Origin of the sequence: Rubrivivax rivuli, from assembly GCF_004016505.1 — a bacterium.
GTDB classification, from domain to species: Bacteria; Pseudomonadota; Gammaproteobacteria; order Burkholderiales; family Burkholderiaceae_C; genus Rubrivivax; species Rubrivivax rivuli.
In genome coordinates, this window is sequence record NZ_SACR01000004.1 from 304,209 (window position 1) to 327,125 (window position 22,917).

The 22,917-nt window shown below is 69.4% G+C and carries 24 protein-coding genes; 7 read left to right on the forward strand and 17 right to left on the reverse strand.

All coding sequences use genetic code 11. The annotated features are described in order from the left end of the window. The first annotated feature begins 124 nt into the window (after positions 1-124). Both EOE66_RS13710 and cysE read left to right on the forward strand, forming a co-directional pair. Complete coding sequence (locus EOE66_RS13710) at positions 125-844, forward strand: RNA methyltransferase (protein WP_259376398.1); 720 nt, start codon at positions 125-127, stop codon at positions 842-844. A 35-nt stretch (positions 845-879) separates the two neighbouring features. Then, the gene (gene cysE, locus EOE66_RS13715) at positions 880-1,659 is read left to right on the forward strand and encodes a serine O-acetyltransferase (protein ID WP_128229302.1); all 780 of its coding nucleotides are present in this window, start codon (positions 880-882) and stop codon (positions 1,657-1,659) included. A 9-nt stretch (positions 1,660-1,668) separates the two neighbouring features. Here cysE and EOE66_RS13720 read toward each other — a convergent pair whose 3' ends face one another. The 3 genes from EOE66_RS13720 to yjgA all read right to left on the reverse strand — a co-directional run bounded on the left by EOE66_RS13720 (position 1,669) and on the right by yjgA (position 4,961). After that, positions 1,669-3,678 carry a putative bifunctional diguanylate cyclase/phosphodiesterase gene (locus EOE66_RS13720; protein WP_128229303.1) on the reverse strand — a complete coding sequence of 670 codons (2,010 nt, stop codon included), beginning with the start codon at positions 3,676-3,678 and terminating at the stop codon, positions 1,669-1,671. A gap of 92 nt (positions 3,679-3,770) precedes the next feature. Continuing rightward, complete coding sequence (mog, locus tag EOE66_RS13725) at positions 3,771-4,364, reverse strand: molybdopterin adenylyltransferase (protein ID WP_128229304.1); 594 nt, start codon at positions 4,362-4,364, stop codon at positions 3,771-3,773. A 39-nt stretch (positions 4,365-4,403) separates the two neighbouring features. Next, a complete protein-coding gene (gene yjgA, locus EOE66_RS13730) occupies positions 4,404-4,961 on the reverse strand; it encodes a ribosome biogenesis factor YjgA (RefSeq protein ID WP_128229305.1) in 558 nt (185 codons plus the stop codon). 83 nt (positions 4,962-5,044) lie between these two features. Between yjgA and pmbA the strand changes: the two genes are divergently transcribed. Both pmbA and EOE66_RS13740 read left to right on the forward strand, forming a co-directional pair. After that, the gene (pmbA, locus tag EOE66_RS13735; RefSeq protein ID WP_128229306.1) at positions 5,045-6,418 is read left to right on the forward strand and encodes a metalloprotease PmbA; all 1,374 of its coding nucleotides are present in this window, start codon (positions 5,045-5,047) and stop codon (positions 6,416-6,418) included. Positions 6,419-6,519: 101 nt separating this feature from the next. After that, on the forward strand, positions 6,520-7,602 hold the full coding sequence (locus EOE66_RS13740) for a TRAP transporter substrate-binding protein (RefSeq protein WP_128229307.1): 1,083 nt from the start codon (positions 6,520-6,522) through the stop codon (positions 7,600-7,602). A gap of 75 nt (positions 7,603-7,677) precedes the next feature. On the opposite strand, the gene EOE66_RS13745 is transcribed toward EOE66_RS13740, so the two are convergent. From EOE66_RS13745 to ybiB, 6 genes are all read right to left on the reverse strand, one after another. Further along, a complete protein-coding gene (locus EOE66_RS13745) occupies positions 7,678-9,483 on the reverse strand; it encodes a TRAP transporter large permease (RefSeq protein ID WP_128229308.1) in 1,806 nt (601 codons plus the stop codon). Between the two features lies 1 nt (position 9,484). Next, positions 9,485-10,099: a TRAP transporter small permease subunit gene (locus EOE66_RS13750; RefSeq protein WP_128229309.1), complete on the reverse strand. Its 615-nt coding sequence runs from the start codon at positions 10,097-10,099 to the stop codon at positions 9,485-9,487. Positions 10,100-10,132: 33 nt separating this feature from the next. Continuing rightward, positions 10,133-10,477 (reverse strand): protein tyrosine phosphatase family protein, encoded by a 345-nt coding sequence (locus EOE66_RS13755; protein ID WP_128229310.1) that lies wholly within the window; start codon positions 10,475-10,477, stop codon positions 10,133-10,135. Positions 10,478-10,482: 5 nt separating this feature from the next. Then, positions 10,483-10,932, reverse strand: coding sequence for a GatB/YqeY domain-containing protein (locus EOE66_RS13760; RefSeq protein WP_128229311.1), 450 nt, complete (start codon positions 10,930-10,932; stop codon positions 10,483-10,485). Positions 10,933-11,005: 73 nt separating this feature from the next. Beyond that, positions 11,006-11,218 carry a 30S ribosomal protein S21 gene (gene rpsU / locus EOE66_RS13765; RefSeq protein WP_009857718.1) on the reverse strand — a complete coding sequence of 71 codons (213 nt, stop codon included), beginning with the start codon at positions 11,216-11,218 and terminating at the stop codon, positions 11,006-11,008. Positions 11,219-11,477: 259 nt separating this feature from the next. Further along, a complete protein-coding gene (gene ybiB / locus EOE66_RS13770; protein WP_128229312.1) occupies positions 11,478-12,434 on the reverse strand; it encodes a DNA-binding protein YbiB in 957 nt (318 codons plus the stop codon). Between the two features lie 254 nt (positions 12,435-12,688). Here ybiB and EOE66_RS13775 point away from each other — a divergent pair, with 254 nt between their 5' ends. Further along, complete coding sequence (locus tag EOE66_RS13775) at positions 12,689-13,705, forward strand: GGDEF domain-containing protein (RefSeq protein ID WP_128229313.1); 1,017 nt, start codon at positions 12,689-12,691, stop codon at positions 13,703-13,705. 4 nt (positions 13,706-13,709) lie between these two features. On the opposite strand, the gene EOE66_RS13780 is transcribed toward EOE66_RS13775, so the two are convergent. The 8 genes from EOE66_RS13780 to EOE66_RS13815 form a co-directional block, all read right to left on the reverse strand. After that, positions 13,710-14,525 carry a sulfite exporter TauE/SafE family protein gene (locus EOE66_RS13780; RefSeq protein ID WP_128229314.1) on the reverse strand — a complete coding sequence of 272 codons (816 nt, stop codon included), beginning with the start codon at positions 14,523-14,525 and terminating at the stop codon, positions 13,710-13,712. Then, the gene (locus tag EOE66_RS13785; protein WP_128229315.1) at positions 14,526-14,990 is read right to left on the reverse strand and encodes an EVE domain-containing protein; all 465 of its coding nucleotides are present in this window, start codon (positions 14,988-14,990) and stop codon (positions 14,526-14,528) included. Between the two features lie 277 nt (positions 14,991-15,267). Next, complete coding sequence (locus tag EOE66_RS13790) at positions 15,268-15,582, reverse strand: cell division protein ZapA (RefSeq protein ID WP_128229316.1); 315 nt, start codon at positions 15,580-15,582, stop codon at positions 15,268-15,270. Next, positions 15,579-15,809 carry a DUF904 domain-containing protein gene (locus EOE66_RS13795; protein WP_128229317.1) on the reverse strand — a complete coding sequence of 77 codons (231 nt, stop codon included), beginning with the start codon at positions 15,807-15,809 and terminating at the stop codon, positions 15,579-15,581. Before EOE66_RS13795 ends, EOE66_RS13790 begins: the two co-directional genes overlap by 4 nt. Before the next feature lies 1 nt (position 15,810). Then, positions 15,811-16,473, reverse strand: coding sequence for an endonuclease III (nth, locus tag EOE66_RS13800; protein WP_128229318.1), 663 nt, complete (start codon positions 16,471-16,473; stop codon positions 15,811-15,813). After that, positions 16,463-17,194, reverse strand: coding sequence for an electron transport complex subunit RsxB (gene rsxB, locus EOE66_RS13805; protein ID WP_128229319.1), 732 nt, complete (start codon positions 17,192-17,194; stop codon positions 16,463-16,465). The genes nth and rsxB overlap by 11 nt, the downstream gene beginning before the upstream one ends. A gap of 21 nt (positions 17,195-17,215) precedes the next feature. Continuing rightward, on the reverse strand, positions 17,216-18,547 hold the full coding sequence (locus EOE66_RS13810) for a polyhydroxyalkanoate depolymerase (protein WP_128229320.1): 1,332 nt from the start codon (positions 18,545-18,547) through the stop codon (positions 17,216-17,218). A 230-nt stretch (positions 18,548-18,777) separates the two neighbouring features. Continuing rightward, positions 18,778-19,986, reverse strand: coding sequence for an amino acid aminotransferase (locus EOE66_RS13815; protein WP_128229321.1), 1,209 nt, complete (start codon positions 19,984-19,986; stop codon positions 18,778-18,780). Positions 19,987-20,127: 141 nt separating this feature from the next. On the opposite strand from EOE66_RS13815, the gene uvrB reads away from it, so the two are divergent. After that, positions 20,128-22,260 carry an excinuclease ABC subunit UvrB gene (gene uvrB / locus EOE66_RS13820; RefSeq protein WP_128229322.1) on the forward strand — a complete coding sequence of 711 codons (2,133 nt, stop codon included), beginning with the start codon at positions 20,128-20,130 and terminating at the stop codon, positions 22,258-22,260. Positions 22,261-22,346: 86 nt separating this feature from the next. Then, on the forward strand, positions 22,347-22,829 hold the full coding sequence (locus tag EOE66_RS13825; RefSeq protein ID WP_205702713.1) for a low molecular weight protein-tyrosine-phosphatase: 483 nt from the start codon (positions 22,347-22,349) through the stop codon (positions 22,827-22,829). The last annotated feature ends 88 nt before the right edge of the window (positions 22,830-22,917 follow it).

Sequence of the window (22,917 nt, forward strand, 5' to 3'; positions counted from 1 at the left end):
GGAAGACGGGCGTGGACGGGATAAAGAGCGGGGTGCACCGACAATGCCGTGCACCGATGAACCCCATTTTACGGCCGTGAGCGCCCCGCAGAGCCCGACCCACGCCACCAGCAGCGCGGCCGGCGTGGCAGACCCGACACGTTTTGTGCTCGTGCGCCCCAGCCACGCCGGCAACGTGGGCGCCGCGGCGCGCGCGATGAAGGTGATGGGTTTTGCCGACCTGGTGCTGGTGGCGCCGCGCTTTGCCGACGTGCTGAGCCAGGAGGAGACCGTGGCCATGGCCAGCGGCGCGGCCGACGTGCTGACGCGTGCGCGAATCGTGCCCAGCCTGGCCGAGGCGCTGGACGGCATCACCTGGGCCTGCGCCACGGCGATGACGCCGCGCGATTTCGGCCCGCCCACGCACGCCCCGCGCGAGCACTTCGCCACGCTCGCCGGCGGCCCGCACCGCGTGGCCTTCGTGTTCGGGCCCGAGCGCACCGGGCTGCTGAACGAAGACGTCTACCGCTGCCACGTCTGCCTGAGCATCCCCACCGCGCCCGGCTACGGCTCCTTGAACCTGGCGCAGGCCGTGCAGGTGCTGGCCTACGAGTGGCGGCAGGCGCTGGGCGGCTACGAGGTGGCACCGCGCACCGTGGAGGCCGCCCTGGCCGACGGCGCCGCGCTCGAAGGCCTGCTGCAGCACTGGCAGCAGGTGCTGCAGGACATCGGCTTCCTCGACCCCGCCGCGCCCAGGAAGCTGATGCCGCGCCTGCACCAGGCACTGAACCGCGCGCAGCTCACGCAGGAGGAACTGCACATCCTGCGCGGCATCGCGCGCGCCGTGGACAAGTCGCGGCGCTGAAGCGCGCCGCCACCCCCGCCGCTACACTGCCTCGCATGTTTGCCCGCCTGCGTGAAGACATCGCCTGCATCCTGGAACGCGACCCCGCCGCGCGTTCACGCTGGGAGGTGCTCACCTGTTACCCCGGCCTGCACGCGCTGGTGCTGCACCGGCGCGCGCACTGGTTCTGGCGCCACGGCTTGCGCTGGCTGGCGCGTTTCACCTCGCACATCGGGCGTTTTCTCACCGGCATCGAGATTCACCCTGGCGCCACCATCGGCCGGCGTGTGTTCATCGATCACGGCATGGGTGTCGTCATCGGCGAGACGGCCGAGATCGGCGACGGCTGCACCATCTACCAGGGCGTGACGCTGGGCGGAACTTCACTCAGCAAGGGCGCCAAGCGGCACCCGACGCTGGGCCGCGACGTGATCGTCGGCGCCAATTCGCAGGTGCTGGGCGGCTTCACGGTGGGCGACGGCGCGCGCATCGGCAGCAGCGCGGTGGTGGTCAAGCCGGTGCCGCCGGGCGCCACGGCCGTGGGCAACCCGGCGCGCATCATCCAGCACGACGCGGAGGCCGCGCGCGAGGCTGCTGCCGCCAAGATGGGCTTCAGCGCCTACGGCGTGACGCAGGGCGACGACCCGGTCTCGCAGGCCATGAAGGGGCTGATCGACAACGCCTCGGGCCACGAGCACCAGATCGCGCTGCTGTGGGCCGCCATCGAGAAGCTCTCGGCCCGTGCGCGTGAACTGCCGGCCGGCGACTGCGTGCCGCAGGACGCCAACACCACCGAAACCTTCGACGCCGAGCGCCTGAACCGCCTGGTGAAGTGAGCCGCCGGCTCAGTCCACCAGCGCCCAGGCGTCGGCGTCGGGCACGCGCTCCAACGGGCCCACATCCTTCGCGAGACCTGGGCGGCCGAACAGGTAGCCCTGTCCGTTCTTGCAGCCGAGTTCCTTCAGCATCTCGGCCTCGTCTTCGGTCTCCACGCCTTCGGCCACGGTGTCCACCGCCAGGCTGCGCGACAGGCCCACGATGGCCGCCACGATCTTGGCGCTCTCGGGGCGGCTGCCCAGCGTGCGCACGAAGCTGCGGTCGATCTTGATCTTGTCGAAGGTCATCTCGGCCAGGTAGCTCAGGCTGCTGTAGCCGGTGCCGAAGTCGTCCAGCGTCACGGTCATGCCGGCGCGCTTGAGCGCCAGGATCACCTCGCGTGCGCGCGCCGTGTCGTTGACCAGCGCGGTTTCGGTGAGCTCCACGTCCAGCCGCTGCGGCGGCACGCCGGCATCTCGAAGCTGCGCCAGCAGGGCCGGCACGAGGTTCTCGTCCTGGATCTGCTGCGGCGCCACGTTGAACGACAAGCGCCAGTGCGCCGGGAAGCGCGCGAGATCCTTGCAGGCCTGGCGCAGCAGGCTCATGGTGAGCGGGCCGATGAGGCCGGTGTCCTCGGCCAGCTGGATGAAGCGGTCGGGGCCGAGCAGGCCGCGCTCGGGGTGCTTCCAGCGGCACAGCAGTTCCACCGAGCGCACCTGGCGCGTGTGCAGGTCCACGATGGGTTGGTAGTAGGGCACCAGCTGGCCCGCGGCGATGCCTTCGCGCAGCGCCACCTCGAGCGTGTGGCGCTCGGCCAGGGCTTCGTCGAGCAGCGGGTCGTAGAGGCACACCGTGCCGCGGCCGGCCTGCTTGGCGCGGTAGAGCGCGCTGTCGGCCTTGCGCAGCAGTTCGTCGTCGCTCACGGCGTCGTGCGGAAAGCGGGCGATGCCCACGCTGGCGCCGATGTTCACGGCGATCTCGCCGAACTGCATGGGCCAGCCCAGGCGCTCGACGATGCGCTCGGCAGCGCCCTGCGCGCTGCCAGGGCCTTCGCTCTCGTCGACCACCACCACGAACTCGTCGCCGCCGTAACGCGCGCGCAGGTCGCTGGTCCGCAGGCAGCGCGAGAGGCGGCGTGCCACTTCCTTGAGCACGAGGTCGCCCACCATGTGGCCGTGGCGGTCGTTCACGGGCTTGAAGCGGTCGAGGTCGACCATCAGCACCGCCAGGCCCTCGCCGTGGCGGCGGGCGCGGCCCATCAGCGCCTGCATGGCGTCGTGCAGGGCAGCGCGGTTGTCCAGGCCGGTCAGCAGGTCGCTGGCGGCCAGCCGCTGCACGCGTTCCTCGGCCTCCAGCAGCGAACCGCGCGAGCGGCCCAGCCCGTTGGTCAGCCGCCGCCAGAGCACGGCCCCCAGCGCCACGCTCAAGCCCAGCACGACGGCGGTGCTGATCAGCGCGGCATGGCGCAGCGAACGCACTTCCTGCTCGGTGGCGGTCAGCGAGGCCTGGGTCAGCTCTTCGGTGGCGGCGCGCAGCAGTCGCGATTGCGCCACGTAGCGTTCGCTGTCGAAGAGCGCGCGCGCCGACTCGAAGGCGCCCGACTTCAGCGCCTCGGCCGCCGATGCGTTCATCCGGGCCTGCAGGCGTGCGGCCTCGGCGGTGCGCTCGCGGTAGCTCGCGGCCACGGCCTGGGGGGCCAGCAGGCTGGCGTGCTCGATGGCCAGCGCCAGTTCGGGCACCAGCTTGTCGAAGCGATCGATCCAGTGCGATTCGCCGGTGATGGCGGCCATCTGCGCGGCCAGGGCCAACTGCTGGTCGGCCACGCGCACCTCACCCACCAGCTTGTGCGCCATGGCGTGGCGGTCGGCCGCCTGCTGCAGTGCCACCGACGACCATTGGTGCTGCCCCAGCAGCAAGGCCGCGAGCAGGGCCGCGCCCAGCAAGGCAAACGCCACGGCGCGGCGGGCCTGGCGCATCGTCTCCTCGACGATGGACACGGTGGGCAGCAGGCGCACCGGCGGAGACGGATCGATGGACATCGGCGGGGCGCGCAAGCGGTTGGAGACGGCTCAAACCGCGTTTTCGGCCGCTGCGGGCGCGGCTTGAGCCGCTCGGCCCCCCGCCGTCGAACTCAGGCCCCGGCGGGCGGGCGTTGCGCCGACTTGGGCCGGAAGGCGGCGCAGACCTCGGGGTCGGTCTCGATGTAGGGGCCGCCGATCAGGTCGACGCAGTAGGGCACGGCCGCGAAGATGCCGTGCACCGGCGGCGTGCGCGTTGGCAGGCCCTGCAGCGTCTCGGCGATGCTCTTGGGTTGGCCCGGCAGGTTGATGATGAGCGCCTGCCCACGCACCACCGCCACCTGGCGCGAGAGGATGGCCGTCGGCACGAAGGCCAGGCTGATCTGGCGCATCTGCTCGCCGAAGCCCGGCATCACCTTGTCGGCCACGGCCAGCGTGGCCTCGGGCGTCACGTCGCGCGGGGCCGGGCCGGTGCCGCCGGTGGTGAGCACGAGGTGGCAGTGCACCTCGTCCACCAGCTCGCGCAGCGTGGCGCTGATGCCGTCCTGTTCGTCGGGGATGAGCCGCGTGTGCCACTCGATGGGGTTCTTCACCGCGCGGCCCAGCCAGTCTTGCAGGGCCGGGATGCCCTTGTCTTCGTAGACGCCGCTGGAAGCGCGGTCGCTGATGGAGACGACGCCGATGCGGACGGGGTCAAGAGCACTCATGGCCGGCAGCAAAAAAGGGTGATGGCAGCAGGCCAGGCTTCAGCCGGCCAGCATGGGCTTGATGAACTGGAAGAGCTCGCGAAAGCTCTTGGGCTGGCGGTCTTCGGCCACCAGGCCGGCCGCGTCCTTGCGCGCCTGGCGCACCAGGCTGCGCAGCTGCTGCGTGTCGGTCTCGGGGTGCTCGTGCAGCCAGCGTGTCATCGCGTCGTCGCTGGCGATCAACTCGGCGCGCCAGCGCTCGGCCTCGTGCAGCGCCAGCGCGTTCTCGGCCGTGCCCAGCGTGGCGGCGGCCACGGCCTGGCGCAGCGCGTCTTCGTCGGCGTTGCGCATCAGCTTGCCCACGTACTGCAGCTGCCGGCGCTTGCCCTCGTGGGCCGTGGTGCGGCGGTAGAGCTCGATGGCGTCGCGCAGCACCTCGGGCATCTCGATGGCCTTGAAGGCCTGCGGCGAAAGCTCGGCCAGCGCCTTGCCCAGGTCTTGCAGCGCGTGTGATTGCTGCTTGAGCTGGGTCTTGCTCGGGCGCTCGTCGGTGGCGGCTTCTTCGGCGTCACCGTAATGAACGTCGATGCCGCGGTGCGGGGCGGCGCGTCGTGCCATGGTGGGAGGCGCGGGGGTCGGCCCGGGCTTGCTGGGATAGGGGGTCGGTATCATAAGTGTGGACTTGATGAGGCCCCACGCCGATGAGCAACGACCGCGCCGACACCGGCTTCGCCTACCGCCAGGAGCAGTTCCAGCAGATCGTCGAAGACACGCTCGCCCTGGCCCAGAGTCTGGGGGCCAGCGATGCCGGCGCCGAGGTCTCCGAAGGCGTGGGCCTGAGCGTGAGCGTGCGCAAGGGCGAGATCGAGAACGTCGAGCGCAACCGGGACAAGAGCCTGGGCGTGAGCGTCTACCTCGGCCAGCGCCGCGGCAATGCCAGCACCAGTGATTTCTCGGCCGCGGCCTTGCGGCAGACGGTGCAGGCAGCCTACGACATCGCCCGCTTCACCGCCGAAGACCCGGCCGCCGGGCTGCCCGAGGCCGATGACCTGGCCACGCCCGAGGAAGTGGCGCGCGACCTCGATCTCTTCCACCCTTGGGCGATCGACGCCGCCGCCGCGGCCGAACTTGCGCGTCGCTGCGAAGACGCTGCGCTGAAGACGCACAAGCTCATCACCAACAGCGAAGGCGCGGGGGTCTCGGCCCAGCAGGCGCACTTCTGGGCCGCCAACACGCGCGGCTTCCGCGGCGGCTATGCCAGCTCACGCCACTACCTCTCGGTCTCGGCCATCGCCGGCCGCGGCAAGGGCATGCAGCGCGACGGCTGGTACACCAGCATGCGCGACGCCGCCGACCTGGCCACGCCCGAGGCCGTGGGCCGCTACGCCGCCGAGCGCACGCTCGCGCGCCTGAAGTCGCGCAGCGTGGCCACGGCCGAGGTGCCGGTGCTCTTCGAGAGCACGGTGGCCGCCGGGCTGCTCGGCGCCTTCGTGCAGGCCACCTCGGGTGGCGCGCTGTACCGCAAGACCACCTTTCTCGTCGACAGCCTGGGCAAGCGCGTGCTCGCGCCGCACATCCACATCCACGAGAACCCGCACGAGCGCAAGGGCAAGGGCAGTGCGCCCTTCGATGACGAGGGCGTGCGCACGCGGGCTCGCCAGGTGGTCAAGGCCGGCGTGGTGCAGGGCTACTTCCTCAGCAGCTACTCGGCGCGCAAGCTGGGCATGAAGACCACGGGCCACGCCGGTGGCTCGCAGAACCTGGCCATGACCAGCCGCCACACCCAGCCGGGCGACGACCTCGACGCCATGCTGCGCAAGCTGGGCCGCGGCCTCTTCGTCACCGAACTGATGGGCCAGGGCGTGAACTACGTGACCGGCGACTACTCGCGCGGCGCGGCCGGCTTCTGGGTGGAGGGCGGGCGCATCGTGCACCCGGTGCACGAAGTCACCATCGCGGGCAACCTGAAGGACATGTTCAAGGACATCGTCGCCATCGGGGCTGACGTGTACAACTCGGGCAGCAAGTCGGTGGGCTCGGTGCTCGTCGGCCGCATGAAGCTCGCCGGCAGCTGAGGCCCGTTTCCCGAGCGGGAAAACCCGCCTCGGAGTCGCAGGGGCGACTTCTAGAATCCGCGCGCGTCGCTGTCCCCCTCTCGTTCGCACAGGAGATTTGCATGGAACGTCGTTCCTTCGTTCAGGGCGCCGGTCTGGCTGGCGTGCTCGCCGCTGGCACGGCCCCGGCCATCGTGCATGCGCAGGCCAACCTGCGGTGGCGCCTGACCTCGGGCTTCCCGAAGGCGCTGGACACCATCTATGGCGCAGCGGAGTCCTTCGCGCGCAAGGTCAAGGAGATGACGGGCGGCAAGTTCGAGATCTCGGTGCATGCCGCCGGCGAACTGGTGCCCATGCCCGGCCTGGTGGACGCGGTGCAGAACGGCACCGTGGAGATGGGCCACACCGCACCGTATTACTACTTCGGCAAGAACGATGCCTTTGCGCTGGGCTGCGCCGTGCCCTTCGGACTGAACAGCCGCCAGATGACGGCCTGGATGTACGACGGCAATGGCCTGAAGCTGATGCGCGAGTTCTACAGCGGTTACGGCTTCACCAGCTTCCCCATGGGCAACACCGGTGCGCAGATGGGCGGCTGGTACCGCAAGGAGATCAAGACCGTCGCCGACATGAAGGGCCTGAAGTTCCGCGTCGGCGGCTTCGCCGGCAAGGTGACTGCGCGCCTGGGCACGGTGTCGCAGAACATCCCCGGTGGCGAGATCTACCAGGCGCTGGAAAAGGGCACGATCGACGCCGCCGAGTGGGTGGGCCCCTACGACGATCTGAAGCTCGGCTTCTACATGGTGGCGCCGATCTACCACTATCCAGGCTGGTGGGAAGGCGGCCCTCAACTGGACCTTTACGTCAACCAGAAGGCCTTTGACAGCCTGAGTGCCGAGTACAAGGCCATCGTCGAGAGCGCGGCGGCCTTCGCGCACACCGAGATGCAGGCGAAGTACGACGCGCGCAACCCCGCCGCGTTGAAGACCCTGGTCTCGAAAAAGGCTCGCTTGGTGGCTTTTCCGAAGCCGGTGCTCGACGCGGCCTACAAGGAAGCGATGGCGCTGTACAGCGAGGTCAGCGCGAGCAACCCCGTCTTCAAGAAGATCTACACCGACATGGCCTCGTTCCGCCGTGAGGCGAACCTGTGGTTCCGCTTCACCGAGGCGCGTTTCGACAGCTACATGCAGAGCGTGAAGCTCTGAGCCCCGGGCGGCTGCTGTCGCTCCAGAACGAAGGCCCCGCTCGCGGGGCCTTCTGCTTTCTCGGCGGGGTGTCCGCTACTTCTTCGCGTCCTTTTTCATCGCCTCTTCCAGCGCCTTCATCGGGTCTTCCTCCGCGGGTTCGCTGGCGGCCGGTTCAGGCGACGGCAGGCTTGCCTCGACCGCACTCGCGGCGCTGGCGGCGGGGTCGGCCGCTTCCGCCCCGGGCTCGGCCATGGGCTCGGGCAGGCCCATGGTCTCCAGTGCCTTGTCGGCGTCGATGGTCTCGATCTTCTGCAGACCGCCCGACACCAGCCCCGGGAAGGCGATGACTGCGGCCACCATGCACAGCTGCAGGATGATGAAGGCGATGCTGCCCTTGTAGATCTGTGCCGTGGTGACTGCCGGGATGGTCTGGCCCGTCACGCGGTCTTGGTAGTCCCTCTTGGCGGCCACGCTGCGCAGGTAGAAGAGCGCAAAGCCGAAGGGCGGCGTGAGAAAACTCGTCTGCAGGTTCATCGCCAGGATGACGCCGAACCAGATCAGGTCGATGCCCATCTTGCCGGCCACCGGCGCCAGGATGGGCACGACGATGAAGGCGATCTCGAAGAAGTCGATGAACATGCCCAGCACGAAGACCAGCAGGTTCACCACCAGCAGGAAGCCGAGCTCGCCACCGGGCAGCTTGTCGAACAGGTGCTCCACCCAGTAATGGCCGTCGGCCGCGTTGAAGGTGAAGCTGAAGACGGTGGAGCCGATCAGGATGAAGAGCACGAAGGTCGAGAGCTTGGCCGTGCTGTCCAGCGCCTGGCGCATCAACTTCATCGTGAGCTGCCGGCGCGCGAAGGCCATCACCAGCGCGCCCACCGCGCCCATCGCGCCGCCTTCCGTGGGCGTGGCCACGCCGAGGAAGATGGTGCCCAGCACCAGGAAGATCAGCACCAGCGGCGGGATCAGCACGAAGGTCACCTGCTCGGCCAGCTTGGACAGCAGTCCGAAGCGCAGCACCCGGTTGGCCAAAGCCAGCAGCAGCGCCAGCAGCGCGGCCACGGTCATCGAAAGGATGAAGACCTCGTCGCCCGGGGCGGGCGTGGTGCGCTCGGTCCAGCCGTTGATCAGCGGCTCGTGCACGCGCGACCACGCATAGCCCGCCACCGCGCACACCACCAGCAGCACCAGCAGCGAGCGGTGGCCGCTGGCGCCGTTGCCTTCGCGGTAGATGCGGGCCTCGGGCGGCAGCGCCGGCACCCATTGCGGCTTGACCAGCGCCACGCCGGCGATGAACAGCAGGTACAGGCCCACCAGCATCAGGCCGGGAATCAGCGCGCCGGCGTACATGTCGCCCACCGAGCGGCCGAGTTGGTCGGCCAGCACGATGAGCACGAGCGAAGGCGGTATGGCCTGCGCCAGCGTGCCGCTGGCGGTGATGGTGCCGGTGGCGATGGTGCGGTTGTAGCCGTAGCGCAGCATGATGGGCAGCGAGATCAGGCCCATGCTGATGACGGCCGCGGCCACCACGCCGGTGGTGGCGGCCAGCAGCGCGCCCACCAGGATGACGGCCACCGCCAGCCCGCCGCGCAGCGGGCCGAAGACCTGGCCCACGGTCTCGAGCAGGTCTTCGGCCATGCCCGAACGTTCGAGCACGATGCCCATCAGCGTGAAGAAGGGTATGGCCAGCAGCGTGTCGTTCTGCATGATGCCGAACACGCGCAGCGGCAGCGCCTGGAACATGTTCAGCGGGAACAGCCCCGCCTCCATGCCGATGAAGCCGAAGAGCAGGCCCGTGGCCGCCAGGCCGAAGGCCACCGGAATGCCGGTGAGCAGGAAGAAGAGCAAGCCCGCGAACATCAGCGGGACGAAGTTCTGGGCGATGAAGGCGCTCATTTCAGCGGGCCTCCGCTGCGGCGTTGCGCGCGTCGGCCTGGACCTTCTGGGCCAGCGCCTCGGCCAGCCGTGCCTCCTCGCTCTGCTCCTGCAGTTCGCTCATCGGTTCGGCCCGGTGGCCGGTGAGGAAGGCCACCCGCTTGATGAGTTCAGAGGCGCACTGCAGCAGCAGCACGCCGAAGCCCGCAGGGATGAGCAGCAGCGCCGGCCAGCGGATCAGGCCGCCCGCGTTCTGGCTCATCTCGCCCGAGACCCACGCGCGCTCGAAGACCGGCCACGAGAGCTGGATCAGGATGACGCACAGCGGCACGGTGAACAGCAGCATGCCGGCGATGTCGATCAACGTGTTGGTGCGCTTGCTCAGCTTGCTGGCGATGAAGTCGATGCGCACGTGCGCATTGCGCAGCCAGACGTAGCCCGAACCGAGCAGGAAGACGGCCGAGAACAGGTACCACTGGATCTCGAGGTAGGCGTTCGAACCGATGTCGAAGGCCTTGCGCATCACGGCATTGCCGGCGCTGATGAGCACCGCCGCGAGCACCAGCCACATCACGAGCTTGCCCAGCATCTCGTTGAACGCGTCGATCGCGGCCGACAGTTTCAGCAAGGCGCGCATCTCGTCTCCCGAGGGTGGGCCGCGCGGGCGGTCTCAGAGGTTCAGGGCCTGCAGGTACAGGTTCGTGGAGCGCGCCCCCGAGCGGCAGAAGGCCAGCAGCGGCCGCGGCAGCTCGGCCAACAGCGCGGCCATGGCAGCGATCTCTTCGGGCGACTGGTAACCGCCGTCCACCGGCAGGTGGCGGTACTCCAGGCCGGCGGCACGTGCGGCCGCTTCGATGGCAGCGCTGGTGGGCTGGTCGGGGCCGTGCTCGAAATCGGGGCGGTTGTTCACCACACTCTTGAAGCCCATCGCAGCGGCCTCGGCCATGGCTTCGGGCGTGAGTTGCGGGGCGACGCAGACGTCGGCGGCGATTTGGCGCAGGGGCAGTTGGCTCATCTCGTTCACTTTGCCAGAGCTTGTTTGACGGCGGCTGACACCGCACCCATCTCGGCCTTGCCGGCCAGGCGCGCCTTGGCTGCGCCCATGACCTTGCCCATGTCCCCGGGCCCGGCCGCGCCGAGTTCGGCCACCAGCGCGGCGATTTCGGCCGCCACTTCTTCGGCCGACAGGCGCTGCGGCAGGTAGCCCTCGAGCACCGCCAGTTCGGCGCTTTCCTTGGCGACCAGGTCTTCACGCCCACCCTGCTGGAAGGCGGTGATGCTGTCCTTGCGCTGCTTGACCAGCTTGTCGACGATGGCCACCACGGCGGTGTCGTCGAGCACGATGCGCTCGTCCACCTCGCGCTGCTTGCAGGCGGCCAGCAGCATGCGGATGGTGCCCAGGCGCTCGCTGTCCTTGGCCCGCATCGCGGTCTTCATGTCTTCGGTGATGCGGTCTTTGAGGCTCGACATCTCGGGCTCCGGAATGAAACAAGCCCGCAGCGGCGTCCCGCGCGGGCTTGTAGGGATACGCGGGTGAAGAGGCTCAGTAGAGCTTCTTCGGCAGCTGCATGCTGCGCACGCGCTTGAAGTGGCGCTTGACGGCCGCGGCCTTCTTGCGCTTGCGCTCGGCGGTGGGCTTTTCGTAGAACTCGCGGGCGCGCAGTTCGGTCAGCAGGCCGATCTTCTCGATGGTGCGCTTGAAACGGCGCAGGGCAACGTCGAACGGCTCGTTCTCTTTGACGCGGATGGTGGTCATGGGGTCAGGAATCCTGAAGTTTCGCGCTCGGTGTCTGCAAGGGCGGTCACGGGGGCCATGTTCCGGAACGGCCCCGACAGCACCCGACATCAAAAACGCTTTTGTTTCCGAGCCAGACGCTGATCGAAACCGCTTGCAGATCGACACGCAGGTTTGCCAGCAAAGCCGAAGATTATAGACCGGGAATCCGTGTTGGCCACCAGTCCGTTTTGCAACAGCCGGTCGGCGGCGGGCCCGGCGCCGCGCGGCGGGCCCGCTGTCAGGCCGACAAGGCCCGGCCGCCCGGTCGCGTTTGCAGGGCTGCCACGGTGGCCGACAACAGCGCCACCTGCCGAGCCACGGGTGCAGGTGCCGGCCGTGAGCCGCTCAGCACCTCCTGCACGTAAAGCGCGGTGCAGGCGGCGTCGGTGCTGCGCGGCAGCACGGGCAGTTCAGCCAGCACGCCTTCCTGCGCCCCCACCGAGAGCTCGGGCCGGTGCACGCCGCCCAGCCAGGTGTCGATGCGGGGCAGCCGCCGCGGGTCGGCCACGGGCTCGCCCTCGGTGCCGCGCAGCAGCTGCGCATCGACGGCGTGCCGCTGCGCCCAGGACGCCATCAGCGTGCCGAATTCGGGGTGGGTGTGGTTCACGACGCGCAGTGCCGGTGCGCCCTGCACCGGGTTGATCATCTTGGCCACCGTGTGGCCGGGGCCGCGCAGGCCGATGAGCGCGCGCAAGGCCAGCAACTGCTGCAGCGGCGGGCACAGCACGGCGGTGGGCACGAAGGCGGGCTCGCGCCGCGCCCAGGCGCGCTCGATGTCCTGCGCCTGCAGGGCCGGCGCCAGGCCCAGGTCGGCCAGGATGGCCGCGCTGGCGACCCGCTGCGGCTCGACCAGCGGGCCGTGCACCAGCACGTTGAGCCCTTCTCGCGCGAGCGACATGGCCAGCAACGGTGTCAGGTTGGGCAAGCGCCGCGAGCCGTTGTAAGAGGGCAGCAGCACCACGGGGCGGTCGCTGGGCACCACGAGGCAGCGTGCCTGCACGGCCTGCAGGAAGCCTGCCAGTTCATCCAGCGTCTCGCCCTTCATGCGCATGGCCATGACAAAGGCGCCGCACTCGGCAGCGCTGGCCTGACCATCCAGCACGTCGCCCATCAAGGCTTCGGCCGCCGCCATGCCGAGATCGCGGGCGCCGGCCGCACCGCGGCCGATGTCCTTCAGGTAGGGAGCGATGCTCATCGAGGGCGGGGGGGGCTGAGTGGGGCTGAGGGCCAAGGGCGGACCCCCGCGACGTTCGCAAGTTCCGGGCCGCTGCCCGCCAAACGGGCCTTCAGTCCGGGGTTCACCCCGCATTTGTGGCGGTGCCAGCGACAAACTAGGGGCGAGAATCCAAACGCTGCTTGATCTGCACCGAGGCGCCCACCAAGATAGGGCACGGGCTGTAGTTTGGTGCAGCAGCAGGCCCGGACTTCGAGGGTCGACCTTTCCCAGCCATGACCACGATGCTTGACGCGCCAGCCGCGGCCTTCCACGTCTCCACCGAGCTGCCACCGGTGCTGGCGGGCCTGCTGCCTTGCGTGCTGCAGCGCGATGGCGACCTGCTTGCGGTGAAAGACCTGCGCACCGGGCTGTGGGTGCATGCCAACGAGGCCATGGCCCTCACGCTGGGGATGCCCTTACTTGATCTGCTGGGGCATTCGGACGCCGACATCTTCGAGCCCGGTGTGGCCACCGTGCTGCGCGCGGCCGAACACACGGCCCTCGCGCATGGCGAGCCACTGACCAGCGAGCACCGCTTCGAGATTCACGGCCAGCGCCGCGAATTCTCCGTGCTCCGCTGGCCCAGCCCGGCGCGCAGCGATGGTCAACGCTGGCTGTGCAGCGTCTGGCGCGACCTGGCGCCCGAGCGGCAGCGCGAAGCGCAGCTGCGCGCGGCGCTCGAACAGATCGAGCAGCAGCAACGCGCCAACGAACTGCTGCAGCGCGAATTGGCCGACCAGGCCCTGCGCGACCCGGCGTCGGGCCTGTACCGCCGTGCGCACTTCGACGACCAGCTGCGCCGCGAGGTCGACCTCTCCACCCGCGAGCACCGCGAGTTCGCCATCGTTTTCCTGTCCATCGATCCGCCCACCGCCCAAGCCCGCGCCCTGGGAGCACCCGGCCGCCAGCGGGTGTTCGAAGCCATTGGCCGGCTGCTGCGCGGGGGCACGCGCGCGATGGACGCTTCCTGCGTCTACGACGACAGCCGTTTCGCCGTGCTGCTTTCGGGCGTGGGCCTGGCCACGGCGCACGCGCGCATGGAAGGCCTGCGCCGCAAGTGCGCGGCGCAGATCGTCGTGCACGAGGGGCAGGACCTGGGCTTCACAGTCTCGATGGGCGTGGCGAGCTTCCCGCACACCGCGCAGAGCCAGGATGAACTCGTCGCCGCCTGCGAGGCTGCGCTGGGTGAGGCCGTGCGCCGTGGCGGCAACCACGTCACGCTGGCGGCCATCCGCTTCGACGGGGCCTGAGCGTTCAGCCGTTCAGCCCGCGGTGCAGCATGCTGCCGGCCAACGCCATCAGCAACACCGCGAAAAGCCGCTTCAGCACCTTCACGTTGATGCGTTGGGCCACGCGGGCGCCCAGCGGCGCCAGGGCCACGCTGGCCGCGGCCACGATGGCCAGCGCCGGCAGGTAGAGGTAGCCAAACGCACCGGGCAGCGCCGGGGGCAGGTGCCAGCCGCTGATCACGTACCCCACCGTGCTGGCCAGTGCGATGGGAAAACCCAAGGCCGAACTGGTGCCCACCGCGTGCCGGGGCGGCACGTTGCACCAGGTCATGAAGGGCACCGAAAGAAAGGCGCCGCCGGCGCCCAGCAGCCCGGAGATGAAGCCGATGCCGGTGCCCACGCCGGCCTGGCCCCAGGCGCCGGGCATCTCCCGGCCGGGGCTGGGGCGGCGGTCCAGCGCCATCTGCACCGCGGTGTAGCCGATGAAGGCCGCGAAGATCAGCGCCAGGCCTTGGCCCTTGAGCACCGCAAACGCGCCGGCGCCCGCCAGCAGCCCGCCCAGCACGATGCCCGGTGCCATGCGCCGCGCGATGGGCCAGCGCACGGCGCCCAGGCGGTGGTGGGCGCGCACGCTGGACAGCGAGGTGAAGAGGATGGTCGCCATCGAGGTGGCGATCGCCATCTTCACGGCCAGACCGCTGTCGACACCGCGCTGCGTGAGCAGCCAGGCCATCGCCGGCACCATCAGCATGCCGCCGCCGATGCCCAGCAAGCCCGCCAGGAAACCCGCGACGGCGCCCAGGGCCAGCAGTTCGGCCACCAGCGTGAAGCCGAGGTCCATTCAGGCGTCGAGCAAGGCCAGCACGGCCTGCCACTCGGCAGGCGTCACGGGCGTGATGGACAGCCGGTTGCCGCGCTGCAGCACCTGCAGGCTGGCCAGGGTGGGCGCGGCACGCATCTCGGCAAGGCTGAGCAGGCGCGTCTTGCGCAGCAACTGCACGTCACGCAGCAGCCAGCGGGGGGCATCGCGCGATGACTTGGGGTCGAAGTAGGGGCTCTCGGCGTCGAACTGCGTCGGGTCGGGTCGCACATCGCCCACCACCTGCGCCAGGCCGGCGATGCCGGGCTGCGGGCACGACGAGTGGTAGAAGAGCACGCCGTCGCCCGCGCGCATGGCGTCGCGCATGAAGTTGCGCGCCTGGTAGTTGCGAACACCGGTCCAGGGCAGTGTCTGCTGCGGGGCCTGAGCGAGGTGGTCGATCGAGGCCTCGTCGGGCTCGCTCTTCATCAGCCAGTGGCGGTTCATGGGGCTGATGGGGAGATGAGGCGGGCCTGCCAGAAGGGGTGTCCGCCGTGGAAGCTGTGAACCCGGGTGCCTGAACCAAAGGGGAAGTTCAGGTGGGCGAGGTCAGCCATGCATTGGGTTCATCTGACGCGAGACGATCACGCCTGCGTGGCGATGTTCCAAGCCCTTGGTCATAGACCATCGGCTCAAGGACATGAAAGGCTCACAAGTCCACGACGGACCGATTCATTCTAGACCTCGGGGCTGCCACGCGTGCGGTGCCGGGCCGCGCCGGAACTCACAGAAGCTGGCCGTCGTCGCCCAGGGCCGCATCCACGCGGCGCAGCAGGGCGTCGAGCTCGTCGGCGCCGTCGTCGGCATGGGCCGGGGCCGCGGCGGGCGGCGGCGCGTTCTGGCGCTCGGCCAGCTGGTAGGCGAGATTCAGCGCGGCCAGCACGGCGATGCGCTCACGCGCCTTGACCTTGCCGGAATCGCGGATGGAGCTCATCTCGCGGTCGACCGCCGCCACGGCCGCCTGCAGCAGGGCCTCGCCGCCTTCGGGGCAGCCGAGCATGTAGACCTGGCCGAGGATGGAGACTTCGAGTTGCTTCATGCGCCCGCCTCGGGCTCACGGGCCGGGGCCGGTGCGGGCTCGGCAGGGATGCGTTCGAGCAGCGCGTCGATGCGCCCGCGCGCAGCAGCCAGCCGCGAGCGCAGGCTGTCGCGTTCGGCCGTGACGGCTGCGAGCTGCTGCTCGATCAAGGCGCTGGTGCGCTTGAGTTCCTGGTGCCGCAGCACCAGGCGGTCGACACGTTCGGCAAGGTCTTCCAGCTTGGCCATCTCAAGGCTTCCCCTTGGCGGACATTGTAGGAGGGGGCAGGCGACGCCCGTGGTCGCAGGCGCTGCGCACGGTGCAGACATCGCAACGCGGCGCACGCGCCGTGCAGACATAGCGGCCGTGCAGGATGAGCCAGTGGTGGGCGTCCACCAGGTAGGCTTCGGGCACGCGGCGCATCAGCTCGTCTTCGACACCGCGAACGCTTTCGCTGCGCGCCAGGCCAGCACGGCGGCTGACGCGGTAGACGTGCGTGTCCACCGCCATCGTCGGCTCGCCGAAGGCGACGTTGAGCACCACGTTGGCTGTCTTGCGGCCCACGCCGGGCAGGGCTTCCAGCGCCTCGCGCGAGCGCGGCACCTCGCCGCCGTGCTGCTGGATCAGGATCTCGCAGGTGGCCACCAGGTTCTTGGCCTTGTTGCGGAACAGGCCGATGGTGCGGATGAGTTCGGTCACCCGCTCGACGCCGAGCTCCACCATCTTCTGCGGTGTGGGCGCGAGCGCAAACAGGCGCCTGGTGGCCTTGTTGACGCCCACGTCGGTGGCCTGTGCCGAGAGCAGCACCGCGGCCAGCAGCTCGAAGACGCTGGTGTATTCCAGCTCGGTCTGCGGCCGCGGGTTGGCTGCGGCCAGCGTGGCGAAGAAGGTCTCGGCGGCTTCAGGCTTCATCGGTGGGGGCGGTGGGCAGGGGTGTGGCGGCCTGGCGCTTTTGTGCGGCGCGGCGCAAGGCGGCTTCGATGACGGCACGCTTGGCGTCCAGCGCGGCGGGCTCGGTGAGCTGGCTGTGCGCAGCCAGGTCGGCCAGCTTGGCGCGGGCCTTGGCGGCCAGGCGCTCGTCGTTCTCCTGCTGTTCGCGCAGCAGGCGCTGCTGGCGGAATTCGTAGCGTTCGCGCGCTTCGTCGGCCTGTGGCTGGCTCCAGGCCTGCCAGCCGGTCTGAGCGCCGGTCACGGGCACCAGCGAGATGCAATCGACCGGGCACACCGGGATGCACAGCTCGCAGCCCGTGCATTGCGCGTCGATCACGGTGTGCATGAGCTTGGAAGCCCCGACGATGCAATCCACCGGGCAGGCCTTGATGCACAAGGTGCAGCCGATGCACCAGGTCTCGTCGATGACGGCCAGCAAGCGCGGGCCTTCGGTGCCGTGTGCGGTGTCCAGCGGCAGCGTGGGCCCGCCAGTGATCTGTGCCAGCCGGCCGATGCCTGCTGCGCCGCCAGGCGGGCAGCGGTTGATCGGAGCCTCGCCTGTGGCCATGGCCACCGCGTAGCTGCGGCAATCGGGGTAGCCGCAGCGCGTGCACTGCGTCTGCGGCAGGGCCGCGTTCAGGCGCTCGGCCAGCGCGGCGGTGTCAGGGGCCAGAAGCGGCGCAGCGGGGGCGGGGAGCGGCACCCCGCGATTATCCCCGCGAGCTCAGCGGCTGCGCTTGCTGCGCGGCAGGCGCGTGACCTTGGCGCCTTCGGTGCCCGTCGAGGCTGCGGCGGCCTCGGCGGTCTCGGCGGCCGTCTGGTTGAAGCGCGCGATGAAGCGGCGCACCTCCGGGTAGACCTTCTCGCGCCAGCGGCGGCCCGAGAAGATGCCGTAGTGGCCGGCGCCCACCGCGTCGTAGTGGAATTTGCGCGAGGTGGGCACGCCAGTGCAGAGGTCGTGCGCGGCGCGCGTCTGGCCGGCGCCGGAGATGTCGTCGAGCTCGCCTTCGATCGTCAGCAGCGCGGTGCTGCCGATGTCCTGCGGCCGCACCAGTTCGCCGCGCACCTGCCAGGTGCCGTGGACCAGCGCGAAGTCCTGGAAGACGGTCTTGATGGTGTCGAGGTAGTACTCGGCCGGCATGTCGAGCACGGCGTTGTACTCGTCGTAGAACTGGCGGTGGCTCTCGGCGCTGTCGTCGTCGCCCTTGATGAGGTCGGCAAAGTAGTCGTAGTGGCTGCTGAGGTGGCGGTCGGGGTTCATCGCCACGAAGCCGGTGTGCTGCAGGAAGCCGGGGTAGACCGCGCGCCCCGCGCCCGGGAAGTTCTGCGGCACGCGGAAGATCACGTTGTTCTCGAACCAGCTGTGGCTCTTGTTCATCGCCAGGTTGTTGACGGCGGTGGGGCTCTTGCGGGCGTCGATGGGGCCGCCCATCATCGTCATGCTCAGCGGCGTGGTCTCGCCGCGGCTGGCCATCAGCGACACCGCAGCCAGCACCGGCACGGTAGGCTGGCAGACCGAGATCACGTGCACGTCGGGGCCGACGTGCCGGATGAACTCCTGCACGTACTCGACATAGTCGTCGAGGCGGAAGGCGCCTTCGGCCAGCGGCACCATGCGCGCGTCGGTCCAGTCGGTGATGTAGACCTTGTGGTCCTGCAGCAGGCTCTTGACGGTATCGCGCAGCAGGGTGGCGTGGTGGCCGGACAAGGGCGCCACCACCAGCACCTTGGGCTGGGCCTTGATCGCTGCCAGCGCCTGAAGATCATCCGTGAAGCGCTTGAAGCGCAGCAGGCGGCAGAAGGGCTTGTGCAGGGCCACGCGCTCCTGCACGGCCACTTCGGCCCCGCCGGCGGTGACGCTGGTGATGCCGAAGGGCGGCTTCTCGTACTCCTTGGCCAGGCGGTGCAGCAGGTCGAAGCCGGCCGAGATGCGCTGCGACATCGGCATCTGGGCGAAGGGCGACAGCGGATGGTCGTAGAGCTTGGCCGAAGCGCTGGCGAACTCGGCGAAGGGCGCCATCAAGGCGCGCTGGCTTTCGTAGATCTGGTAAAGCATCAATCCGCTCCAATGCGCAGTCCGGACCGCAACGCCCGGGGCAGGGTGCGCCGGGCGGGCGATGTTCCGAATGTAACGTCAATGCGGCCAAAAATGTTGCAGTGCAGCAATCTATTGACGTGCCGAGCATCTTGCCGCTGCAAAGGCGCCGTCAAAGCCCGGAAAACACGTAGGAGACGGGCCATTCCGGGGTGGCCCTGTCACCCAGGTGACAGGCCTGGGGCCCCGGTTCAGCCTGCCATCACCTTTGCCAGCGCCGCGGCCACCGGTCCGATGTTGCGGCTGTTCAGCGCCGCCACGCAGATGCGGCCCGAGTCGACGCCGTAGACGCCGAACTCGCTGCGCAGGCGCTGCATCTGCTCCTTGCCCAGGCCCGAGTAGCTGAACATGCCCATCTGCGTGGTGATGTAGCTCAGGTCGCCTTGCACGCCGGCGGCTTGCAGTTGCTGCACCAGCGCGCTGCGCATGGCCTTGATGCGTTCGCGCATGCCGGCCAGTTCTTTTTCCCACATGGCGCGCAGCGCCGGGGTGGTGAGCACCGTGGCCACCACCTGGGCGCCGAAGGTGGGCGGGTTGCTGTAGTTGGTGCGGATGACGATCTTCAGCTGCGACAGCACGCGCGCGCACTCTTCCTTGCTGGCGCACACCACGCTGAGCGCGCCGACGCGCTCGCCATAAAGCGAGAAGCTCTTGCTGAACGAGGTGCTGACGAAGAACTGCTGCCCGGTGGCCAGGAAGCACTGCACCGCCGCGCCGTCTTCGGCGATGCCCTTGCCGAAGCCCTGGTAGGCCATGTCGAGGAAGGGCACCAGGCCGCGCTCGGCGCAGGTGGCGGCGATCTGCTGCCATTGCGCCGGGCTGAGGTCGCAACCCGTGGGGTTGTGGCAGCAGGCGTGCAGCACGACCACGGTGCCGGCCGCGGCGGCCTGCAGCTTGGCGATCAGCGCGTCAAAGCGGATGCCGCGCGCGGCGGCGTCGTAGTAGGGGTAGGTGTCCACCGGGAAGCCGGCGTTGGTGAACAGCGCACGGTGGTTCTCCCAGCTCGGGTCGCTGATCAGCACGGTGGCCGCAGGGCGCAGGCGCTGGAGGAAATCGGCACCCACCTTCAGGCCGCCGGTGCCGCCCAGGGCCTGCACGGTGGCCACGCGGCCGCTGGTGACGGCTTCGCTCTCGGCCCCGAAGACCAGGCCCTGCACGGCCTTGTCATAGGCGGCGATGCCGTCGATGGGCAGGTAGCCCTTGGCCTTGGGGCTCTCCAGCAGCTGCTTTTCGGCCTCGGCCACGCAGCGCAGCACGGGCAGCTTGCCGGCGTCGTCGAAGTACACGCCCACGCCCAGGTTCACCTTGGCGGGGTTGGGATCGGCGTTGAACTGCTCGTTCAGACCCAGGATGGGGTCGCGGGGCGCCATCTCGACGGCGGCGAAGAGCGATGCGGACATGGAAGGGCTTTCAGGACTCGAGGGGCGGGCGGAAGGCTGAGCAGGCCGGCGCGGGCTGCGCTACGCTCAAGGGTTGCCCGCCGCGGGAAGATCCCCATGGCGAGCCCGTGAATTCTACGTGCCGCACCCGAGGAAAACGCCATGACCGCCCATGCCAACGCTGCCGCCGTCGGCCCCAGCGACGCCACGCAGGCGCCTGCAGGCGAGTTCATCACCTTTCCCGATTCCCCCTTCCAGCTGCTGCAGCAGTTCGCGCCCGCCGGCGACCAGCCCACCGCCATCGCGCAGCTCGTTGAAGGCATCCAGGACGGCTTGAGCTACCAGACGCTGCTGGGCGTCACGGGCTCGGGCAAGACCTTCACGATGGCCAATGTGATCGCCCGCATGGGCCGGCCGGCCATCGTCTTCGCGCCCAACAAGACGCTGGCCGCGCAGCTGTACAGCGAGTTCCGCGATTTCTTCCCGAAGAACGCGGTGGAGTACTTCGTCAGCTACTACGACTACTACCAGCCCGAGGCCTACGTGCCGCAGCGCGACCTCTTCATCGAGAAGGACAGCGCGATCAACGAGCACATCGAGCAGATGCGACTCTCGGCCACCAAGAGCCTGCTGGAGCGGCGCGACGTGATCATCGTGGCCAGCGTCAGCGCCATCTACGGCATCGGCAACCCGGCCGACTACCACCAGATGGTGATGACGCTGCGCGTGGGCGACAAGATGAGCCAGCGTGACGTGATCCAGCAGCTGATCCGCATGCAGTACAAGCGCAACGAGGTCGATTTCAGCCGGGGCGCCTTCCGCGTGCGCGGCGACACCATCGACGTCTTTCCGGCCGAGCACAGCGAGCTGGCCTTGCGCATCGAGCTCTTCGACGACGAGGTCGAAAGCCTGCAGCTGCTGGACCCGCTGACGGGCCGCGTGCGGCAGAAGATCCCGCGCTTCACGGTCTACCCGAGCAGCCATTACGTGACGCCGCGCGAGCGCGTGGTCGACGCCATCGAGAGCATCAAGGAAGAGCTGCGCACGCGGCTGGACGAGCTGGTCAAGAGCGGCAAGCTGGTGGAGGCGCAGCGCCTGGAGCAGCGCACGCGTTTCGACCTGGAGATGCTGCAGGAGGTGGGCCACTGCAAGGGCATCGAGAACTACACGCGCCACCTCAGCGGCGCCAATCCGGGCGACCCGCCGCCCACGCTGGTGGACTACCTCGCCCCCGATGCGCTGATGTTCCTGGACGAAAGCCACGTGCTGATCGGCCAGTTCGGCGGCATGTACAACGGCGACCGTGCGCGCAAGACCACGCTGGTGGAGTATGGCTTCCGCCTGCCCAGCGCGCTGGACAACCGGCCGCTGAAGTTCGAGGAGTTCGAGGGCAAGATGCGCCAGAGCATCTTCGTCAGCGCCACGCCGGGCAACTGGGAGAAGGAACACACCGGCGCCGTGGTGGAGCAGGTGGTGCGCCCCACGGGCCTGGTCGACCCCGAGGTGGAGGTGCGCCCTGCCGGCACGCAGGTGGACGACGTGCTGCAGGAGATCCGCGAGCGCGTGAAGATCAACGAGCGCGTGCTCGTCACCACGCTCACCAAGCGCATGGCCGAGCAGCTCACCGAGTACCTGTCGGACAACGGCGTGAAGGTGCGCTACCTGCACAGCGACGTCGACACGGTGGAGCGCGTGGAGATCCTGCGTGACCTGCGCCTGGGCGCCTTCGACGTGCTGGTGGGCATCAACCTGCTGCGCGAGGGCCTGGACCTGCCCGAGGTCAGCCTGGTAGCCATCCTCGATGCCGACAAGGAAGGCTTCCTGCGCGCCGAGCGCAGCCTCATCCAGACCATCGGCCGCGCGGCGCGCAACCTCAACGGCCGCGCCATCCTGTATGCCGACAAGATGACCGACAGCATGAAGGCGGCCATCGGCGAGACCGAACGTCGGCGCGCCAAGCAGATCGCGCACAACCTGGCCATGGGCATCACGCCCAAGGGCGTGTCCACGCGCATCCGCGACATGATCGACGGCGCCGTCTCCGACAAGAGCGCCAAGGACGACCTGAAGGCGGCGCAGGCTGCGGCCGAGGTCGAGTCGATGAGCGAGAAAGACCTCGGCAAGCGCATCAAGCTGCTGGAGAAGCAGATGCTGGAACACGCACGCAACCTCGAGTTCGAGAAGGCGGCGCGCGTGCGCGACCAGCTGGCGCTGCTGCGCGAGCAGGCCTTCGGGGGTGCCGGGCACGACGTGGTGCCGCTGATCCCCGCGGCCCACCTGAAAGGGGCGGCGTGATGCTGGGGCGCTTGAAGGGCTGGCTGCAGGGCGGCGCAGCGACGGCGGCCGGCCACCCGGCGCAGGCCGCGGAACTGCGCGTGCTGATGGTTTGCACCGGCAACATCTGCCGTTCGCCCACGGCCGAGGGCGTGCTGCGCGCACGGCTGGCGCGGGCGGGCCTGGGCGCGCGCGTGGAGGTCGACTCCGCCGGCACCCAGGGTTACCACACGGGGGAAGCGCCCGATCCCCGCGCCGTGAAGGCAGCGGCTGCGCGCGGCTACGACCTTGGCGGCCTGCGTGCGCGGCCGGTGCAGCCCGCCGACTTCCAGCGCTTCCACTGGCTGATCGCGATGGACGAAGACCACCTGGCGTGGCTGCGCCGCAAGGCGCCGCCGGGCTGCACCGCGCGCATCGAGCTGCTGATGCCGCACGGCCGCCGCCACGCCGGCGTGACCGAGGTGCCCGACCCCTACTACGGCGCGCTGGCCGGCTTCGAGCGCGTGCTGGACCTGGTGGAAGACGCCTGCGACGGTTTGGTGGGCCGTGTGCAAGACCACCTCGGCGGCGGGGTGCGTGGCCATGCCTGACTGAAAAGCTCAGGTTCAGATAAACTTGAGCAAATCAGTCGGGCACCTCCTGCTTCTGGGGGCCCGGCCCGACCAGCGCCCGGGCAGC

What these genes read in the sequence shown, in the direction of transcription:
- EOE66_RS13750 (WP_128229309.1), bottom strand. Translation starts at nt 10,099, where the DNA reads ATGCGCGCCTTGCTGAAACTGTCGGCCGCGATCGACGCGTTCAACGAG.
- rpsU (WP_009857718.1), bottom strand. Translation starts at nt 11,218, where the DNA reads ATGACCACCATCCGCGTCAAAGAGAACGAGCCGTTCGACGTTGCCCTG.
- EOE66_RS13760 (WP_128229311.1), bottom strand. Translation starts at nt 10,932, where the DNA reads ATGTCGAGCCTCAAAGACCGCATCACCGAAGACATGAAGACCGCGATG.
- EOE66_RS13775 (WP_128229313.1), top strand. Translation starts at nt 12,689, where the DNA reads ATGACCACGATGCTTGACGCGCCAGCCGCGGCCTTCCACGTCTCCACC.
- EOE66_RS13785 (WP_128229315.1), bottom strand. Translation starts at nt 14,990, where the DNA reads ATGAACCGCCACTGGCTGATGAAGAGCGAGCCCGACGAGGCCTCGATC.
- pmbA (WP_128229306.1), top strand. Translation starts at nt 5,045, where the DNA reads ATGAGCAACGACCGCGCCGACACCGGCTTCGCCTACCGCCAGGAGCAG.
- mog (WP_128229304.1), bottom strand. Translation starts at nt 4,364, where the DNA reads ATGAGTGCTCTTGACCCCGTCCGCATCGGCGTCGTCTCCATCAGCGAC.
- EOE66_RS13755 (WP_128229310.1), bottom strand. Translation starts at nt 10,477, where the DNA reads ATGAGCCAACTGCCCCTGCGCCAAATCGCCGCCGACGTCTGCGTCGCC.
- cysE (WP_128229302.1), top strand. Translation starts at nt 880, where the DNA reads ATGTTTGCCCGCCTGCGTGAAGACATCGCCTGCATCCTGGAACGCGAC.
- EOE66_RS13740 (WP_128229307.1), top strand. Translation starts at nt 6,520, where the DNA reads ATGGAACGTCGTTCCTTCGTTCAGGGCGCCGGTCTGGCTGGCGTGCTC.
- uvrB (WP_128229322.1), top strand. Translation starts at nt 20,128, where the DNA reads ATGACCGCCCATGCCAACGCTGCCGCCGTCGGCCCCAGCGACGCCACG.
- EOE66_RS13780 (WP_128229314.1), bottom strand. Translation starts at nt 14,525, where the DNA reads ATGGACCTCGGCTTCACGCTGGTGGCCGAACTGCTGGCCCTGGGCGCC.
- EOE66_RS13745 (WP_128229308.1), bottom strand. Translation starts at nt 9,483, where the DNA reads ATGAGCGCCTTCATCGCCCAGAACTTCGTCCCGCTGATGTTCGCGGGC.
- yjgA (WP_128229305.1), bottom strand. Translation starts at nt 4,961, where the DNA reads ATGGCACGACGCGCCGCCCCGCACCGCGGCATCGACGTTCATTACGGT.
- EOE66_RS13815 (WP_128229321.1), bottom strand. Translation starts at nt 19,986, where the DNA reads ATGTCCGCATCGCTCTTCGCCGCCGTCGAGATGGCGCCCCGCGACCCC.
- EOE66_RS13825 (WP_205702713.1), top strand. Translation starts at nt 22,347, where the DNA reads ATGGTTTGCACCGGCAACATCTGCCGTTCGCCCACGGCCGAGGGCGTG.
- EOE66_RS13790 (WP_128229316.1), bottom strand. Translation starts at nt 15,582, where the DNA reads ATGAAGCAACTCGAAGTCTCCATCCTCGGCCAGGTCTACATGCTCGGC.
- ybiB (WP_128229312.1), bottom strand. Translation starts at nt 12,434, where the DNA reads ATGAGCATCGCTCCCTACCTGAAGGACATCGGCCGCGGTGCGGCCGGC.
- nth (WP_128229318.1), bottom strand. Translation starts at nt 16,473, where the DNA reads ATGAAGCCTGAAGCCGCCGAGACCTTCTTCGCCACGCTGGCCGCAGCC.
- EOE66_RS13720 (WP_128229303.1), bottom strand. Translation starts at nt 3,678, where the DNA reads ATGTCCATCGATCCGTCTCCGCCGGTGCGCCTGCTGCCCACCGTGTCC.
- EOE66_RS13795 (WP_128229317.1), bottom strand. Translation starts at nt 15,809, where the DNA reads ATGGCCAAGCTGGAAGACCTTGCCGAACGTGTCGACCGCCTGGTGCTG.
- EOE66_RS13810 (WP_128229320.1), bottom strand. Translation starts at nt 18,547, where the DNA reads ATGCTTTACCAGATCTACGAAAGCCAGCGCGCCTTGATGGCGCCCTTC.